The organism is Amycolatopsis sp. NPDC058340 (genome assembly GCF_042723975.1).
GTDB lineage: Bacteria > Actinomycetota > Actinomycetes > Mycobacteriales > Pseudonocardiaceae > Amycolatopsis.
This window is the reverse complement of record NZ_JBHXIB010000006.1, coordinates 208895-224342: the sequence shown is the minus strand read 5'-3', so window position 1 is coordinate 224342 and position 15448 is coordinate 208895. Positions and strand designations below refer to the sequence as shown.

Genomic DNA, 15448 nt, shown 5'->3' with positions numbered 1-15448 from the left:
GATCACCCTCCACTTCCCGGCCGACGCAGGACCGGACGACGGCTCGTCCATGGCCGGACCTGCTCGAACACTTGTGCCACTTCCAGCAGGAGCGCGTCGGCTCGCCAGCCGGTGATCAGTTGCAGCCCGACGGGCAGCCCGGCGGAGGTCCACCCCGCGGGCAAGGTGATCGCCGGATTGCCGGTGAGGTTGAAGGGATAGACGGCCGCACCGGCCAGCAGGGCGTCTTCCCGGCCGGGTGTCAGCCCGGGGGTCCGGTCGTGCGGCCAGCCCGCGACCGGGCAAGTCGGGGTCAGCAACACGTCCCAGTTCTCGAAGAACTCGCGGAAATGGTGGAAAAGCCGGGTCCTGGCCCGGCCGGCGGCCCCCAGCTCGGCCATCGACCGGGTCCTTCCCCGCCGGACCAGGCGGCGCAGGGAATCCGGGCATGAGGCGTCGACCGGACCCGGATAGCGCATCGCCAGGCCGCCTTCCCAGAGCACTCGCTGCACCTCGCTCTGATCTCCCCAGCCAGGTGACGGAGCCGGGGGAGCGGACCCGAGTGCCTGCGCGAGTCGTCGTGCCGCTTCTCCCGTGATCGCGGCGACTTCGGGGTCGACCGGCAGCCCGCCTTGGGGGGATTCCGTCCAGGCCAGCCGCAACGGGGCAGGTCGCCGGGCAGACCCGCCGTCCGCCACCGGGGCCGACCACGAGAACGGGTCCCGGGAGTCGGCGCCCTGCGCCAGGCGGAGGAAGAGCGCCGCGTCGGCGACCGTTCGGGCCAAGGGGCCGATGTGGACTCTCGGAGCGGTGAAAGCGTCCGCTACCGGGAAGGCCGGGATCCTGCCGAAGGAGGGTTTCAAACCCACGACACCGCACAAAGCAGCCGGAACGCGGATGGATCCGCCGCCGTCGCTGCCCAGCGCGAGCGGGCCCATTCCCGCCGCCACGGCGGCGGCCGCTCCGCTGCTGGAACCGCCGGCACCGTAATCGAGCCGCCAAGGTGTGCGCGCCGCCACGCCGTCGCTGGACATCGACGAGTAGCAGTAGCCCTGTTCCGGAGACCGGGTCTTTCCGAAGGGGATCGCCCCCGCGGCCCTGAGCCGACCGACGACCAGGTCGTCCTCGGTCTCCGGTTCCGCCCCGCGGACCGCCCTCCCGTGACCGGTCCGCATCCCGCGCACCGGATGCAGATCCTTCACGGAGAACGGGATCCCGGACAACGGCCCGGCTTCTCCCCGCCGGTACGCGTCGTCGGCCGCGTGCGCCGCCTTCAAGGCGCCCGCCGCGTCCACCTCCACGAAAGCGTGCAGGAGGGGATCGACGGCGGCGACGCGATCGAGCACCGATTCCATGATGGAGGCCGCGGTCACCGTGCCGCCGCGGAGTGCGGCCAGCAGTTCGGTGGCCGGCAGCGTCCAGAGTGCCGTCGTGGAGCGGGCCGCGGCCCGCTCGCCGGAGCCCGCCTCCACTTCGGTCACCGGATCCCCACCGCCAGCTGCTCGGGTGCGCACAAGCAGGAGGCCAGCATCGCCGCCTTCATCCACATGCCGTGCCGGACCTGGGGAAGGTAGTGCGCCACGGGGAGACCGTCGACGTCCGTCGCCACCTCGTCGGTCCGCGGTCCGGGATGCAGGATCGGCACCTCCCGGTTCACCCGTTTCAGCACCGCCGCGTCGATGCGGAACCGTTCCGGGGTCGAGCTGACGTCCGCCGCGTTCGCGAGCTGCTGTGCCGTGCTGTGGTCCGGATGCCGGGTGCCGATCGTCTCCACGAGGTCGCATCGGGTGAGCAGGTCTTCCACGTCGCCGACCGTCGTCCAGCGGACTCCCGCCGCTTCCAAGGCGAGCCTGCTGTCTTCGGGCACCGAAGTCCCCGGCTCGGGAAGGAACACGACCTCGGCCGGGCGCAATTCGGCCAGTACGAAGGTGATCGAGTGCAGGGAACGCACGTTGGCGTTACCCAGCAACCCGATGCTCGTGCCGGCGAGGTCACCCAACAGCTGCCACATCGTCCAGACGTCGCCGAGGGCTTGCGAGGGATGCTCGTTGTAGCCGTCGCCCGCGTTGATCACCGGAACCGGTGACACCAGTGCCGCGCGAGCGGCGGCACCGCTTTCGAAATGCCGCAGCACCACCGCGTCGCCGAGCATGCCCAGGTTCGCCACCACGTCCTCGAGCGTCTCCTGGTAGAAGTCACCCGCCCTGGTGGAGGACGCTTCCGCGAATCCGGTGCAGGCGGCGCCGAGGCGCAGTGCCGCCGATTCGAAAGCGGTCCGGGTGCGGGTGCTCGGCTGGTAGAAGGCGCTGACGACGACGCGGCCGTGCAGCAGCGTGGACCGCTGCGCGGCCGGGAGCGCGCGAATACCCGCGGCGAGATCGAACATGCGCCGGATGGCTTTCCCGTCCATCGACCGCACAGAGGTGAAATGCCGGATCTCCGTGGCCATGGCGGGTTATCGGGCCATGGCCTGTGTGGTGACCTGGGACCAGCGCGACTCGGCCGAGTTCGCCGAGTAGTACTCGAGGACACCGTTCATCAAGGCGTCGTAGAGCTCGACGATGCCGCGTGCCGCCTTCGTGAGTGCCGCGTACCTGAGCGGTTCGACGACGGGCACGGTGGTGAAGACGTCGAGCGGGAACGATCCGTGGTCGAGGTCCGCGTCGAGGGTGGCGTGCCAGTGGAAGCGTTCGGTGACCTCCTTCGGAACGTCGTAGTGCGTGCGCATGGCCTCGTACACGTCGGTCTCCGGCGCTGGCGTCGCGTCCAGGCCACTGCCTTCGTCGCGCATCAGCGCCACCGCGTACAGCAGCGGGTCGCTCTGCGCCCACCAGTTGTAGGTGTTGAGCAGGCCGAGGGTCTGCGGGAGCGGTACCGCCGCGTCGATCCCGGTTTCGGGCAGCCAGTGCGCCAGCGCCTCGCGCAGCATGTCGCCGTGCGGATGTTCCTCTTCGTAGAACTCCATGTAGAGGTCGCGAGCGGCCTTGGTCGGCGCGTTCGCGATCGCCAAAGAGATCTCGCGTGGCGCGTTGGACACCTGGTGGCAGATTTCCAGGCAGAACCCCTTGACGACGTCGATCGGCGCGCGACCGGCCCCGACCTCGACGTCGAGGGGAGTCACCGGCCGGATGTCGGTACGCTGGCCCAGCCCGCGCCAGTCCCACATCTGGCCTTCCAGGCGCCAGTACGCCTCGCGGCCGCTCAGCCCGCCGTCCGCCAGCACCTCCTGCTCCCCGTCGAGCAGAAGCGGCGTGCCGGACAGCTCGGTCACCAGCTCCTGGACTTCGTCGGTGCCGAGCAGGCTGTTGAGCGCGATCTCCGGCAGCGGTGTGCGCCCGTCCATGGCCATCGTGGCGAGTTCCACGGGCTTGGTCAGGGACACGGGGAAGGTGTAGGCCCGGCCACGATAGGTGAACCGGAGGTTCTCGCTCTCTCGGTCGATGACCGCGGCGGGCTTCAGATACGGCTTGGTGACCATGTTCGTGGTTCCTCTCTCCGGTCCGGGTGGCTGGACGGCGCGACGGACGGTCCGTCGCGCCAGGGCGGTGCGAGATATTCGGGGGTGCCCGCGGGGCCGGGCATGGGCGGATGCCGCACACCGGCGGCGCGCAACGCGGCGAGCAGGCCGGGATCCAGGACGCGCGTCGCCGCGGCGGTCAGCGCCGCGACCTCGGAGACCGACGACAGGCCGACGCAGACTCCCCGGGCCCGGTGCTCGGCCAGCACGAAGGGCACCGCGACGTCTTCGACCCGGACTCCGGCCTCATGAAGCAGCGTCCGCAGCCGGGTCGCCGCCGCTGCCAGCCCGGGGACCTTCGTGAGCGCGGCGAGATCGAACAACCTTCCTTGATGGAACGGAGCGCCGAGATCGACGCGGAGACCCGGGGTGGCGAGAAGGACTTCGGCCGAACGCCACAACAGGTCGTACTGCTTGGCCACGAGCACCCCGGTCGCGGACAGCCGGGCCGCCGCGGTGGCGAGGATTCCGGCGTTGTTGCCGGACACCCCGATACCGACCCCGGTCTCGGCGGCGAGCTCGCGCAGCGTCTCCCAGGCGGGCACCGGCCGCCCTGGCGGCGGGGCGCCCAGCTCGCCAGGCGAGGAGCGAGGATCCCACCAGCACGCCCAATCCGCCTCGTGCAGCAGCACTTCGCCGGGCAGGCCGCCCAGCCTCGCGACGCTGCGTTCGAACGCCTCGCGCACGGCCGCGTGCTCGCGATGGTCTCCCGGTTTCTCGAAATAGCCGAGTTTCGTGCGCACACGCACCACCGGCCCGGCCCGGCGCAGCCAGGAGCCCAGTACGGACTCCACATAGCCGCGGCCGTAGAACGACGCGGTGTCCACCGCGGAGCCACCGGCTTCGGCGAACGCGTCGAGCACGCGATACGCGGTCTCCGGGGGCAACTTGGCGAAGTGCACGGTCCCGAGCGTCATCCGGTTCACGGGTTCGGCTGCTCCGCGACCCCGAGCAGCGTGCGGATCCGGGCCGCGGCCGTGGCCGCCACGTCGTCGTCGAGGCCGACGAAGAACCGCACGTGACCCCGGCCGCTGCTTCCCGCCGCTTCTCCGGGAACGCACAGCACGTGTTGTTCGGACACGATGCGCTCGGCGAGCGACTCGCCGTCCACGTCCGCGATCCGGGGGAAGACGTAGACGCCGCCCTCTGGCATGGCGCACTCGATCCCGGGGATCGAGTCCAACGTTTTGGCCAGGCGGGCCGTCTTCTCCTCGTATTCGGAGCGGACCCCTTCCAGGTAGGTGGCGAGGTCGGCCCGCAGCGCGGCCGTGCCGAGCACCAGGGCGGGGCTGGAGCTGTACATGTAGGTGAAGAGGCCGAACCGCTTCAGCGCGTCGATCGTGGGTGCGTCCGCGGTGATGTACCCCATCCTGATCCCGGTCAGCGCGAAGCTCTTGGACAGGCTGAACAGGGAGATCGCGGACCGGCGCGCCGCGCGCGCGGTGGTGTGCCGTCGGGAGCCGTAGACGAAGGTTTCGTACTCTTCGTCCACGACCATGCGCGCGCCGCGTGACTCGCACAACCAGCCGACGCGGTCGAGTTCCTCCTCGCTCAGCACCGATCCCGTGGGGTTGAGCGGGGTGTTCAGCAGGACCGCGGCCGTGTCGTGGTCGATCAGGCGGTCCAGGTCGTCGAGGTCGATCGTGTCGTGGGCCGAGTGGCGGGTGGTCCGCACCCGCACCACTTCGGCGCCGGCCGCGATCGCGATCCGTGGATAGTGTTCCCAGCACGGATCGGTGATGATCACCTTCTTGCGGGTCCCGTGCACGAGGACCGACAAGGTGGAGAACAAGGCCTGCGCGCCACCGGGTACGGCGATGATCTCGTCCGGGCCGACGTCGAGATGGTTGACCTCGTGCAGCTTGTGCCGCGCGGCATCGAGGAAGTCCGCCGTTCCCTTGAACGGCGAGTACTTGGTCAGCACGTCCGGTGCTGCCGTGTGCAGGGAGTCCAGCAGGCCGGGCGGGCAGGGGAAGCGCGGTTCGCCGCCGGCCATCGGTATCACGTCGGGCCATCCCGCCGCCGCGGCGCGTTCGGCGATCGCGGCGACGGCGGACAGGGGAAGATCCGGTCGGATCAGGGGAGTCGTCATCGTCTTCCTCTCTTCAGCCGTTCGGCCGCACCACTCGCTTGAGGTAGTCGCGTTCGCCGAGGACCAGATCGAGGTCGGTCAGCTGGGCGAGCGTCAGCTTCGAAGACACGATCTCGTCGAAGGCGAGATCTTCGCGTTGCAGCAAGCGAAGCGCCTTCGGATAGGCGGTGGGCGGGGCGAGCACCGAACCGACCACTTCCAGGTCCTTGCGGCAGATCACCGCCGGATCGGTCGGGACGGTCCCGTTCGGGATGAAATGCCCCAGTTCCACGACGCGGCCACCCGCTCTGGCGAGGGTCAGCGCGTCGGTGAACAACTCCGGGACGCCACCGCATTCGACGACCACGTCGAAGCCGAGGCCGCCGGGGGAGCCGGCGATCAGTTCGTCGAGCCAGGGGGTGCCGGGCTCGGGGACGATCACGCGCAGCCCGAGCTTTTCGCCGACGTACTTGGCCCGCCACTCGTTCGTCTCGGTCACCGTGACCTCGAGTCCGGCCGCGGCGAGTACCAGGGCGACGACGGCACCGACCGGCCCGGCCCCCAGAACGGCCGCGGTTCCCCCGAGCAGGGTCCCCATCCCGATGTCCGGCCTGCCGTGGCCCAGCGCGCGTTCGGCGCCCCGCACCGCGACCGAGACCAGCTCACCCAGTACCGCGCGGTTGACGTCCATGCCATCGGGCACCGGGATCACGGCGATGTCGTCCGCGAGCTCGATCTCGGTGGAGAACCCGCCGAGAGGGAACGCGCCGTCCGGGCGGAACGCGGAGAATCCGTGCACGACGCGCCGCGGGCACAGGTGCTCATGCGCGCCGAAGGACAGGCACATGGTGCACCGTCCACAGGCCTTGCCGGGAACGACGAGCACCAGGTCTCCGGCGGCGATCGTGCTGCCGCCGACCACCGGCGTGGCGGGCCCCGGCCGCTGGACCCGGCCGAGGATCTCGTGCCCGAGACCGAGCACGTTGTCCGGCCTGCCGAAACCGCTGTGCGCCAGCACGTGCAGATCGGTTCCGCAGATACCGGCGGCGACGACCTCCAGCACGGTGCTGTCGGTCCGGTGCACGTGCTTGACCGTGTGCTCGGACAGTGCGGTCCCGTCCCAGACCACTGTTCGCGCTTCAGACGTTTTCACTGATGGCTCCCCATTTCTAGTGGCCACGCGTTTCGTCGACGACCCGGCCGATGGTGTGCAGTGCCTTGGCGAGTTGATCGGCGGTGATCGACCGGGGCGGTTTGATGCCGAGCGCGCTGCCATAAGGGCGCACGTAAACCCCCGCGTCGAGGCAGGCGTCGGAAATGTGCCTGACGTAGGCGGGATCGGCGGGGACACCGTCGGACAGGATCTCCCACGCCCGCACCATCCCGATCCCTCGCGACCGGGCATGGGTTCCGGTGGCGGGGGGAAGATGCTCGTCGAGCACCGAGCAGAGTTCGCCGAAATCGCGCTGCTGGGCGGGATCCGCCAGCAGTTCACACGTCGCGTCCATCGCCGCAACCGCGACCGGATGCCCGCCGTTGGTGTAGTCGGCCTCGCCCCAGTTGAGGTTGTCCAGCTCCGCCGTGGTCGCGCAGACGGAGAGCGGGAAACCACCCGCGACGCCTTTGGCCAGCACGAGCGCGTCGGGCCGGACCTGCCACAACGTCGACAACGTGTTCCCGGGAACCCAGCCGAAGGACTGGCATTCGTCGAGGACGAGCGGCACGCCGAATTCACGGCAGGCGGCCGCGACGGTGGTGACGAAGGCGGACATGGCCCGCCCCAGGAACACCCCTTTGCTCAGGAGCACCGGATCGACCAGGACACAGGCGAGTTCGCGATGGTGGCGTGCGATCAGTTCGGCGGTGAGCTCGCCGTTCTCGGTCGGGCATTCCAGCGGATCGTGACCGTGGTCGTCACAGTACGGCGTCGGCGCGAACAGCACGTCCTCCGTGCTGCCGCGCAGGATGTCCGACGGCCGCTCGCCGAGCCCGCGGAAATGGATGACCTGGGTGGTCTGGCCGAGGTAGATGCCGTCCACCGTGAGCACCCGGGACCGCCCAGTGGCCCGTCTGGCCTGTTTGACCGCGCACTCGACCGCGTCGGAACCGTTGCACATCCGGATGTTGAACGAGGTCAGGTTCGGTGGGAGCAGAGGCCGCAACCGCTTGATGGCCATACGGTCGCGCGGGCAGTCGAAATCCTGGTCGACGAAGGTGTAGTCCCGCAGCTGCCCGATCACCCGTTCGGTGATGAACGGATGCGACTGTCCGAAAAGGAGATTCACGGTCTGGCTGCTGAGGTCCAGCCATTCCCGGCCCGCCGCGTCCCTGATGACCGCGCCGTCCCCGCCCACCACCGAGATCGTCCCCCGGCGGGGGATGGTGTTCCGGGACAGACGGGGGTCATCCGAGGTCATCGTGCCGCGGCCAGGACGAAGGTGTCTCGTGCTTGCGCGACGAAGTCGGCCATCACGGTCTCCGGGGGCCTGCCGTCGTCGAACAACACGCTGTTGACCAGCGCGCCGTCCGCGCCGAGCTTCGCCGCCAGCGCGAGGTCGGCCGGTTTGCCGACCCCGCCGTCCAGCACCACGGGCACCGGGAGCTCGCAGATCCCGCCGAACGTGATCGGGTCGGCGATCCCGGCACCGGTGCCGATGTTGGAGCCCATCACCCGCAGCAGCCCGCAGCCGGCGTCGGCGGCGGCCTTCGCGGCGGCGAGATCGCAGGACAGCAGCGGGAACACGGCCAGCGACGGGTCCCAGCTCATCAGCCGCGTCGCCGCCTCGATCACCTGGTCGTCTCGCGACGCTTTCAGATCCGGTGTGAGCACCTCGAGCTTGAGCACTTTTTCACCGGTGAGCGCGACGGCGGCCTTCGCCGCTTCCACGGCCGCGTCCGCGCTGGTGCGGAGATTGATGTTGAGCATCTTGACGTAACGTCCGACGTCGATCCGCTCGCCGAGCGTGTCATAGGTGACACCGGCGAAACCCAGTTCGAGTGCGGCGCGATCGCCCGCGGCGTCGAGATGGTGGGTGTTGATCGGGAGTACGTTCGTCCCCGACGCCTTCAGCAACTTGATCACGGTGTCCAGCGAGGCGCGGTGGCGTTCGGTCCCGAAACAGTGCCACAACCGGCTCACCGTCAGCCCGGCGACCTCGATTTCCTGCTTGACCATGTTTTACCCCTCGGTCGGTTGTCCCGTTCGGCTTGTTTCCCGAGCAGGCCGGCTCTTGTCCGTCAGGGCTCGAACCACGGTCCGCAAAGTGCCCTCCGGTGCCCGGCGCCGCGATTCGGCGAATTTGACGTAGGCGAATCGGGGCTGTGACTCGCAGCCCCGGGATTTCTTGGTCTCTTCTGCACTGATGGAGTAGTCGATGTATTGAAAACCGTGAGCGACGGCATGTCTGATCGGTGTGTAGAAGACGGTTTGGAAGTAGATCGGCAGCGAGGGCTCCCAGCCGTATTCGCGGCCGGGCTCGCGGACGTGGATGGTGTGGCCTGCCGGGATGAACGTCGTGAACCCACGCAGGGTGCCGTCCCTGGTGCGCGCCGTCGCGACCAGGTAGTCGTCCCCGAAGACCTCCCTGGCCTGTTCGTGCCGGGCCACCAGCTGCTCGACCTCGGTCGTCACCCCGTATTTGAGTTCGTGGGCCTGCTGCAAAGGGGCCAGCTCACGTATCACCGGCGAAGTGCATCGCTCGACGGCGGCGACCACACCGGCGGCGTCCAGCCGTCGTTCCTCACGCCTGATCGCCTGCGCGCGCCGTTTGGAGACACTTTTCAGGTATCCGTCGAAACCGTCGGCGGGAACGGTGAGCATATGGTTGCGATGACTGGGGAATTCCGTGTACCCGTTGGCCGAAAGGCAGTCGCGCAGAGAGTGGTCGCTCTCCGCGACGTAGAGGAACGCGGTACTCGCCGCGCCGAGTTCCTCGGTGAGCCGGTCCAGCTCTCGCACGGCCGCGGTCAGGACGGCGCGTCTCTCGGACGTGGTCAGCCCCGGCCGGATCGGTGCCGCGGTATGCGAGGTCCGCCTGCCACCGCACAAAAGGGTGGGCAGTGCCGATTTCGCCAGGTCCGCGCCGGAGACGTCGCGCCGGACCGGTTCGGGGAGCAGGCCCGACAGGAAGGTGTCGAGCCGGATGAACGGTGAACCCGCCGAGCGGTCGTCGAGCAGGAAACAAGGAAGCGCCGACAAGAGCGAACCTTGCTTGTTCCTGACGGCCAGGTAAATGGGCTTGTCCCGGCTCACACGTTCTTCGAGCCGTAACCAGCGCGACGATACGAACAGGTTTTCGGTGTCCGCGACCTGTCCGTATCCCATACCGGTCAGTCGGTCGATCGAATCGTACCTTTCCAGCACGAAGGACTCCCCCTGGTCGCTTCCCGGCCGATCGCAGTGATCAGGACTTTACTCAGGGGCCGTCGAAGCCGGTCAAGTGAACGATGGATTTGTGAAACTAAGATGTACGCCGAAAGTCGTCCCTCAATCGGAGTATTGAGGGAAGCGCCGGATACTTGCCATCATAAAACGTATTTACCCTCGCGTGATATGCGGCCGTCTATTTGGCGTGCGCGAAATCGGTAATTCGGCCCCGGGGTGAAGCATCGAATTGTCGGGAGGATGACGGTGGCGTTGGCCCTGTCGTGGCGGGCACCTCTGTTCCGGCGGTTCGCCGTGTCCAACGGCCTGTCGATGGCGGGCGACCAGTACGCCCAGGTCGTTCTGCCACTGGCGATTCTCTCGATCGGCGGCGCGGTCGAAGTGGGCTTGGCGCTCGGTGCGCGCGCCTTGTCCACCACGGCCTTCCTGCTCCTCGGCGGTGCGATCGCCGATCGGGTGCCGCGCGCCGCGGTGCTGATCGCCGCCAACGCGGTCAAGGTCCTCGTGCAGGTGGCGACCGTCCTGCTGTTGCTGGGCGGTGTGTCCTCGGTGTGGCCGATCGTCGCACTGCAATGCGGATACGGGGCGGCGGTCGCCGCCTACCTGCCCACGACGAACGGGGTGATCCAGCATCTCGTGCCCCGGTCCCGGTTGGCCTCCGCCAATGCCCAGGTGGGCATCATCACCAGCCTGGCCACCGGCGGCGGCCCGTTGCTGGCAGGCGGACTGCTCGTCGTCGCCAGCCCCACGGTCGCCCTGCTCGTGGGCGTCGCGGCCTTCGTGGTCGCGATCCTGCTGCTGGTGAAGGTCCCTTGCGGGCGTGCGCCCCGGTCGGCCGGGCCCGGCCTGGTTCGGGACCTGGTCACCAGCTGGAACGCGTTCAAGGAACTCACCTGGTTGTGGAGCGGAGTGCTCTTTCTCGGGCTCTTCCAGTTCGTGGTGATGGGGCTGTACTACGTCGGGGGGCCGCTCGTGGCCGACGAAAGGCTCGGAGGACCCGACATCTGGGGATTCCTCGCGGCCGCCTACGGCTGTGGCACGGTGGCAGGCAGCGCGCTCACCCTGCGATGGCGCACGTCGAATCCGCTGCACGCGTTCTACTGCGCCCTGGTCTTGATGGTGCCCGCTCTGCTCTGTCTCGGCTGGGCCGCCCCGCTCGGATGGCAACTGGCCGTGCACGCGCTCGCCGGGGCGGGAATCGCCTACGCGAGCGTGTTGTGGGACCTGTCGGTGCAGGCGTCGGCCGAGCCGGAGTACGTCTCGCGGATCTCGGCGTACGAATGGCTGGGGTCGACGGCGCTGCGCCCGCTCGGGCTCGCGCTCGCCGGGCCCGTGCTCATCGGACTGGGGATCACCGCCACCTTCACCGCCGCCGCCGCCCTGCTGGTGGCGGGAGGCGGGCTCATGCTCGTGATCACGAGCATGATGACCTCGCGGCCGAAAGAACTCGACGTCGGCGCGGGACGTTCCCCGGAGGAGGTCTCCAAGTGACCTGGACCGTCGGCATCGCCACCAGCGTGCACGAATTCGGCCCGCACGAATGGGACGTGCTCGCCGATCCCGCGGGCTGTTACGCCGGCTGGTCGTGGACGGCGTTCGCCGAGGCGGAGACCGGCAGGCGATGCGCGTATGTTTTCGCGCGGGACGGACGCGGGCTCGCCGCGGTGCTGCCGTTGTGGTTCACCACGGCGGACGAACACGAGTTCAGGACACCGTCGCTGCTGCTGGGAGATCTCGGGGTGACAGGGGTCCGCTACGCGGTGATGGGGTTTCAAAAGTCCTATCGCAGCGGGGTGCTGACCCGCGACGGTATCGACTCGCGCTCAGTGATCCCGGAGCTGACCGCGGCGGCGAATCGGCACGCGGCCGAACACCGGGCCTCGGGTGTGCTCGCGCTCTACGCGGACACTTCCACCATGCTGCGGCTGACCGGTGCGGTGGGTATGCGCCGGGCCGTACTGCTCGACGGCTGCGCGGGAATCGAGGTTCCGGCCGACGGACTGGAGGGCTACCTCGATCGGTTCTCGCATCAGCGCAGAGGACAGATTCGCCGCGAGATGCGCAAGTTCGCGGGCGCGGGCTACGAGGTCGGCGTCGAGTCGCTCACCTCGTGTCTCCGGGAATTCGCTCCGCTGGCCGCCCAGCTCGAGAGCAGGCACGGTATGGGCGGTGACGCCGAAGAAATGCTCGCGTCACTGACAAGACAGGCGAAGGCGGGAGACGAGCACACATCGGTGTTCACCGCTCGCCGTGACGGCGCGCTGGCGGCGGCCTGCCTTTCCTATCACTCCCGGCCGGACCTGCTCGTGCGCATGTTCGGCAAGGACTACGACCGCCCGGACAAGGCCGAATACTTCAACCTCCTCGTCTACGAACCCCTGCGTTACGCGATCACGCACGGGTTCGATTGGGTCGAATTGGGGCACAGCACGGCCGCCGCCAAAGTGGCCCGCGGCGCGATCTTCCGCGCGTTGTGGGCAGTCGATCTCTCGGACCGTCCGTTGTGGACCGAACAGCGGGGACGAGCGCACACCGCGAGCCGCTTCGAGCTGCTGACCGCCGAGGCGACGAAGCTGCGGTCGGTGGCTCCGGCGTCGCTCTGGTCGGACCTGTCCCCTGAACTCGCGGAATCGGTGGGTTTGTCCTCCCGCTGAGCCGTGGAGGCTCGCGATGGCCGAGAGCGCGGCGGCCTCTCCTCGACGGCGGCCGGAGTCAACGAGCAACCTGATTGGCCTTGCTTGAGAAACTCCCCACCGGCGTCAGTGATCTCGAAGCGATGCGGGATGAGCTCGCTCGCGGGCTCTTCGAGATGGCTGTATGCAGGATCACACCGGCAGGGGAGACGCTCCCGGCGCTTCAGTGAACGATCCGGGAAGGTTGCCTGGTGGCGCGGGTCCGAGAAGTGACATCGCGGGCGGAGGGGCCTGTGTGGCCCCTCCCGTCCCGTTCTCCTCTGCGACGTGCCCCCGGCAGGACTTGAACCTGCGACCTAGAGATTAGAAGGCTCTTGCTCTATCCAGCTGAGCTACGAGGGCCGACGTCGGCGACGTTGGGTGTCGCCCAGCATCGGCAGCTTAGCCGTCGCCAACCTGTCGATCGTTCGACACCGCCAGATCGTTTCAGGTCGAGCCCACCGTTTTTTGGAACACCCGTGAGCGCGTCACGACGCGGGGTGACGCGCTCACGGGCCGGGGCCGCTTCGGGGGAGCGGCCCCTGGGTTCGTGCAGGTCGCGAGTCGACTCGTCCGCGAGCGACCGGCACGAACCGCCGGGGTGGTCAGTCCCAGATCTTGAGGGCGCGGATCACGAACGGTCCCTGGGGTACGTAGGTGCCGCCACCCGGATAGGTGATGAAATCTCCCTCCGTCGTGCATTCCTCGCTTTGGTAGATCGTCACGTCACGGCTCAGCCGATTGACGAACGAATGCCCGTCGAAGCCTTCGGGCAGGGGAATGCATTCCTCGGGATTGGCGGTGCGCAGGTCGAATTTGTGCACCGCGCCGCCGTATGATTCCGCGCCCCATACGCAGAACTCGCCCTTCAGGCAGTCGGGCTGGGGCGGCGCGGTGGCGGCGCCGGCGACTCCGGCGCTGGTCAGCAGGCCCGCCAGGGCGAGCAGGAGTACGTGCGGGAGGCGGGCGCGCAGGTTCGTCAGACGTCGTTGCATGGCTGGGTTCTCCCCCGTGAATCGGCGGCTTGAGCGCCGTCAATGAATGTTTGATTCCACGATGCCGCGCGGGGAAGGCTTTGTCTGCCCGCATTTCTACTTCTGTAGAAATGCCTTCTTAGATGTACCCTAACCTGATGGACGTCATCGGACCAGAGGCAGCCACCCGGATGCAGCAGCCGGCCGGGATCGAAGTCGCCGCCTACGAGCGGGTTTCGAAGGACGAAAGCGGCATCGAGCGATCCCCTGAACAGCAGCACGAGGGGCACCTGGATACCTGCGCCCAGTTCGGCTGGGCGATGAGCGAGAAGGCCGTCTACCGGGAGGTCGGGTCGGCGTCGAAGTACCAGCGCAAGGCCCGTGCCGCGTTCGACAGGTTGATCGCCGATCTCCGCGGTGGCCGGTTCACGGCGAAGGTCCTCATGCTCTACGCGATCAACCGCGGCTCCCGGAAGACAGGGGAGTGGCTTGATCTGATCGACCTGTGCGAGGAACTCGGCATCGTGTTTTGGGTCACAATCTATGACCGCATCGTCGATCCGAAGAAGCCCCGCGATCGGAAGCTGCTCATCGACGACGCCTCGAAGGGGGAGCTCGACGTCGCGGAGATGTCGCAAACGATCCGCCGCGCCACCGCCGCCGCCGCGAAGAAGGGGCTCCCGCACGCCAGGATCCCCTACGGTTACCGCCGGATCTACGACGAACGCACCCGGAAGTTCGTACGCCAGGAACCGGACCCTGTCGAGGCGCCGATTCTCCAGGAGATGTACCGGCGGGTACTGAAGGGCGAATCGTTGAGGGGGATCGCGAAGGACCTCAACACCCGCGGCTCGAAGCGGCGGGGCGGCGGTGACTGGAACTCGCAGAACATCGGGTTCCTGCTGCTGCACGAGACCTATCTCGGGATCCGGGTTCACGATCCGAACCGGCGGTCGGTGTATGACCCGATGACTCCGGACGCCGTCGTGACTCAAGGCGTGTGGGAGCCGCTGGTCGACAAGCCCACGTGGCTCGCGGTGAAGCGCATCCTGCGTGACCCGTCCAGGCTGACGAACCTGCGTCCCGGCGCGGTGATCCACCTCTTGTCGGGCATCGTCGCGTGCGCCAAATGCTCGGAACCCTTGCGCGTGAACCTGAAGAAGCGGAAGTACTGGCGCTACGTGTGCGTCAAGAACGGCTGCGTGAACATCGACAAGTTCGACCTGGAGGAGTACGCGGAGCGGCTGATGCTGAAGTATCTCGAAACCCTCGACGAGTACCTCCTGGTCGACGACACGAACACCGAGCTGGCTGAAGTGCTCGCTCAGCTGGCCGAGGCGCGCAGCGACTACGACGATGTGACGGCCGCCGCGCGGGCGCGTAAGGACGCAGGGAAGGCGAAGTCGAAGTTCGCGACCGAGCGGGCGATGGAACTGGAAGACGAGATCGCCGACCTCGAGAAGCGGGAGGCGGAGCTGCGGACGCCGAGCGCGCTGTCCGGGTTGATCACTCCGGGTGCCGGTGTTCGGCGGGAGTGGGCGGATGCCGCGTTCTCGACGAAGCGAGAGATCGCGAAGATCATTCTTGCGCCGACGCCCCATGGAACGTTGGGTTTGGGGCAGTTGCGGGTCGAGCAGATCGGGCCGACGGGCCGCGGTCGAAAGGTGATGCCGATCGAGCGGACGCATTTCTACCGGCCGGAGAAGTCTGAGGTGAAGCGGCTGCGGTAGCGGAGGGGGGTGGGAAAGACGGCTTTAGAAGACGCCCCCCCCCCCCGCAGTTTTACGGTTTCGTCTCAGGCGTTGCCGGGGGAAGCGGCGTGCCTGAAATGAATTGATCAACGTCGGGCGG

At 68.1% G+C, this 15448-nt stretch carries 13 protein-coding genes and 1 tRNA gene; 3 read left to right on the top strand and 11 right to left on the bottom strand.

Annotation, left to right across the window (positions count from 1 at the left end):
- Positions 1–2 precede the first annotated feature (2 nt).
- From ACFWIW_RS11090 to ACFWIW_RS11050, 9 genes are read right to left on the bottom strand one after another with little or no spacing between them, the layout of a single operon-like run.
- Positions 3–1460, bottom strand: coding sequence for an amidase (locus ACFWIW_RS11090; protein WP_378368291.1), 1458 nt, complete (start codon positions 1458–1460; stop codon positions 3–5).
- Positions 1457–2428, bottom strand: a complete 972-nt coding sequence (locus ACFWIW_RS11085) for an aspartate carbamoyltransferase (protein WP_378368290.1) — start codon at positions 2426–2428, stop codon at positions 1457–1459. The genes ACFWIW_RS11090 and ACFWIW_RS11085 overlap by 4 nt, the downstream gene beginning before the upstream one ends.
- A gap of 6 nt (positions 2429–2434) precedes the next feature.
- Positions 2435–3457, bottom strand: coding sequence for a hypothetical protein (locus ACFWIW_RS11080; protein ID WP_378368289.1), 1023 nt, complete (start codon positions 3455–3457; stop codon positions 2435–2437).
- Positions 3436–4413: an aldo/keto reductase gene (locus ACFWIW_RS11075; RefSeq protein WP_378368339.1), complete on the bottom strand. Its 978-nt coding sequence runs from the start codon at positions 4411–4413 to the stop codon at positions 3436–3438. The genes ACFWIW_RS11080 and ACFWIW_RS11075 overlap by 22 nt, the downstream gene beginning before the upstream one ends.
- Positions 4414–4418: 5 nt before the next feature.
- Positions 4419–5588 (bottom strand): pyridoxal phosphate-dependent aminotransferase, encoded by a 1170-nt coding sequence (locus ACFWIW_RS11070; protein WP_378368288.1) that lies wholly within the window; start codon positions 5586–5588, stop codon positions 4419–4421.
- 13 nt (positions 5589–5601) lie between these two features.
- A complete protein-coding gene (locus ACFWIW_RS11065; protein ID WP_378368287.1) occupies positions 5602–6720 on the bottom strand; it encodes a zinc-binding dehydrogenase in 1119 nt (372 codons plus the stop codon).
- 16 nt (positions 6721–6736) lie between these two features.
- Positions 6737–7984, bottom strand: coding sequence for an aminotransferase class III-fold pyridoxal phosphate-dependent enzyme (locus ACFWIW_RS11060; RefSeq protein WP_378368286.1), 1248 nt, complete (start codon positions 7982–7984; stop codon positions 6737–6739).
- Entirely contained in the window at positions 7981–8742 is a 762-nt protein-coding gene (locus ACFWIW_RS11055) for a thiazole biosynthesis family protein (RefSeq protein WP_378368285.1), read from the bottom strand. Before ACFWIW_RS11055 ends, ACFWIW_RS11060 begins: the two co-directional genes overlap by 4 nt.
- Before the next feature lie 3 nt (positions 8743–8745).
- Positions 8746–9930, bottom strand: a complete 1185-nt coding sequence (locus ACFWIW_RS11050) for a peptidogalycan biosysnthesis protein (protein ID WP_378368284.1) — start codon at positions 9928–9930, stop codon at positions 8746–8748.
- Positions 9931–10191: 261 nt separating this feature from the next.
- On the opposite strand from ACFWIW_RS11050, the gene ACFWIW_RS11045 reads away from it, so the two are divergent.
- Together ACFWIW_RS11045 and ACFWIW_RS11040 are read left to right on the top strand one after the other, a co-directional pair.
- A complete protein-coding gene (locus tag ACFWIW_RS11045; RefSeq protein WP_378368283.1) occupies positions 10192–11442 on the top strand; it encodes an MFS transporter in 1251 nt (416 codons plus the stop codon).
- Positions 11439–12605 (top strand): peptidogalycan biosysnthesis protein, encoded by a 1167-nt coding sequence (locus ACFWIW_RS11040; RefSeq protein ID WP_378368282.1) that lies wholly within the window; start codon positions 11439–11441, stop codon positions 12603–12605. Before ACFWIW_RS11045 ends, ACFWIW_RS11040 begins: the two co-directional genes overlap by 4 nt.
- Before the next feature lie 307 nt (positions 12606–12912).
- Here ACFWIW_RS11040 and ACFWIW_RS11035 read toward each other — a convergent pair.
- Both ACFWIW_RS11035 and ACFWIW_RS11030 read right to left on the bottom strand, forming a co-directional pair.
- Positions 12913–12986 (bottom strand) — tRNA-Arg (locus tag ACFWIW_RS11035).
- A 242-nt stretch (positions 12987–13228) separates the two neighbouring features.
- Positions 13229–13618, bottom strand: coding sequence for a peptidase inhibitor family I36 protein (locus tag ACFWIW_RS11030; RefSeq protein WP_378368281.1), 390 nt, complete (start codon positions 13616–13618; stop codon positions 13229–13231).
- Positions 13619–13755: 137 nt separating this feature from the next.
- Here ACFWIW_RS11030 and ACFWIW_RS11025 point away from each other — a divergent pair, with 137 nt between their 5' ends.
- On the top strand, positions 13756–15327 hold the full coding sequence (locus ACFWIW_RS11025; protein WP_378368280.1) for a recombinase family protein: 1572 nt from the start codon (positions 13756–13758) through the stop codon (positions 15325–15327).
- The last annotated feature ends 121 nt before the right edge of the window (positions 15328–15448 follow it).

What these genes read in the sequence shown, in the direction of transcription:
- ACFWIW_RS11025 (WP_378368280.1), top strand. Translation starts at nt 13,756, where the DNA reads ATGGACGTCATCGGACCAGAGGCAGCCACCCGGATGCAGCAGCCGGCC.
- ACFWIW_RS11060 (WP_378368286.1), bottom strand. Translation starts at nt 7,984, where the DNA reads ATGACCTCGGATGACCCCCGTCTGTCCCGGAACACCATCCCCCGCCGG.
- ACFWIW_RS11045 (WP_378368283.1), top strand. Translation starts at nt 10,192, where the DNA reads ATGACGGTGGCGTTGGCCCTGTCGTGGCGGGCACCTCTGTTCCGGCGG.
- ACFWIW_RS11085 (WP_378368290.1), bottom strand. Translation starts at nt 2,428, where the DNA reads ATGGCCACGGAGATCCGGCATTTCACCTCTGTGCGGTCGATGGACGGG.
- ACFWIW_RS11055 (WP_378368285.1), bottom strand. Translation starts at nt 8,742, where the DNA reads ATGGTCAAGCAGGAAATCGAGGTCGCCGGGCTGACGGTGAGCCGGTTG.
- ACFWIW_RS11075 (WP_378368339.1), bottom strand. Translation starts at nt 4,413, where the DNA reads ATGACGCTCGGGACCGTGCACTTCGCCAAGTTGCCCCCGGAGACCGCG.
- ACFWIW_RS11030 (WP_378368281.1), bottom strand. Translation starts at nt 13,618, where the DNA reads ATGCAACGACGTCTGACGAACCTGCGCGCCCGCCTCCCGCACGTACTC.
- ACFWIW_RS11070 (WP_378368288.1), bottom strand. Translation starts at nt 5,588, where the DNA reads ATGACGACTCCCCTGATCCGACCGGATCTTCCCCTGTCCGCCGTCGCC.
- ACFWIW_RS11080 (WP_378368289.1), bottom strand. Translation starts at nt 3,457, where the DNA reads ATGGTCACCAAGCCGTATCTGAAGCCCGCCGCGGTCATCGACCGAGAG.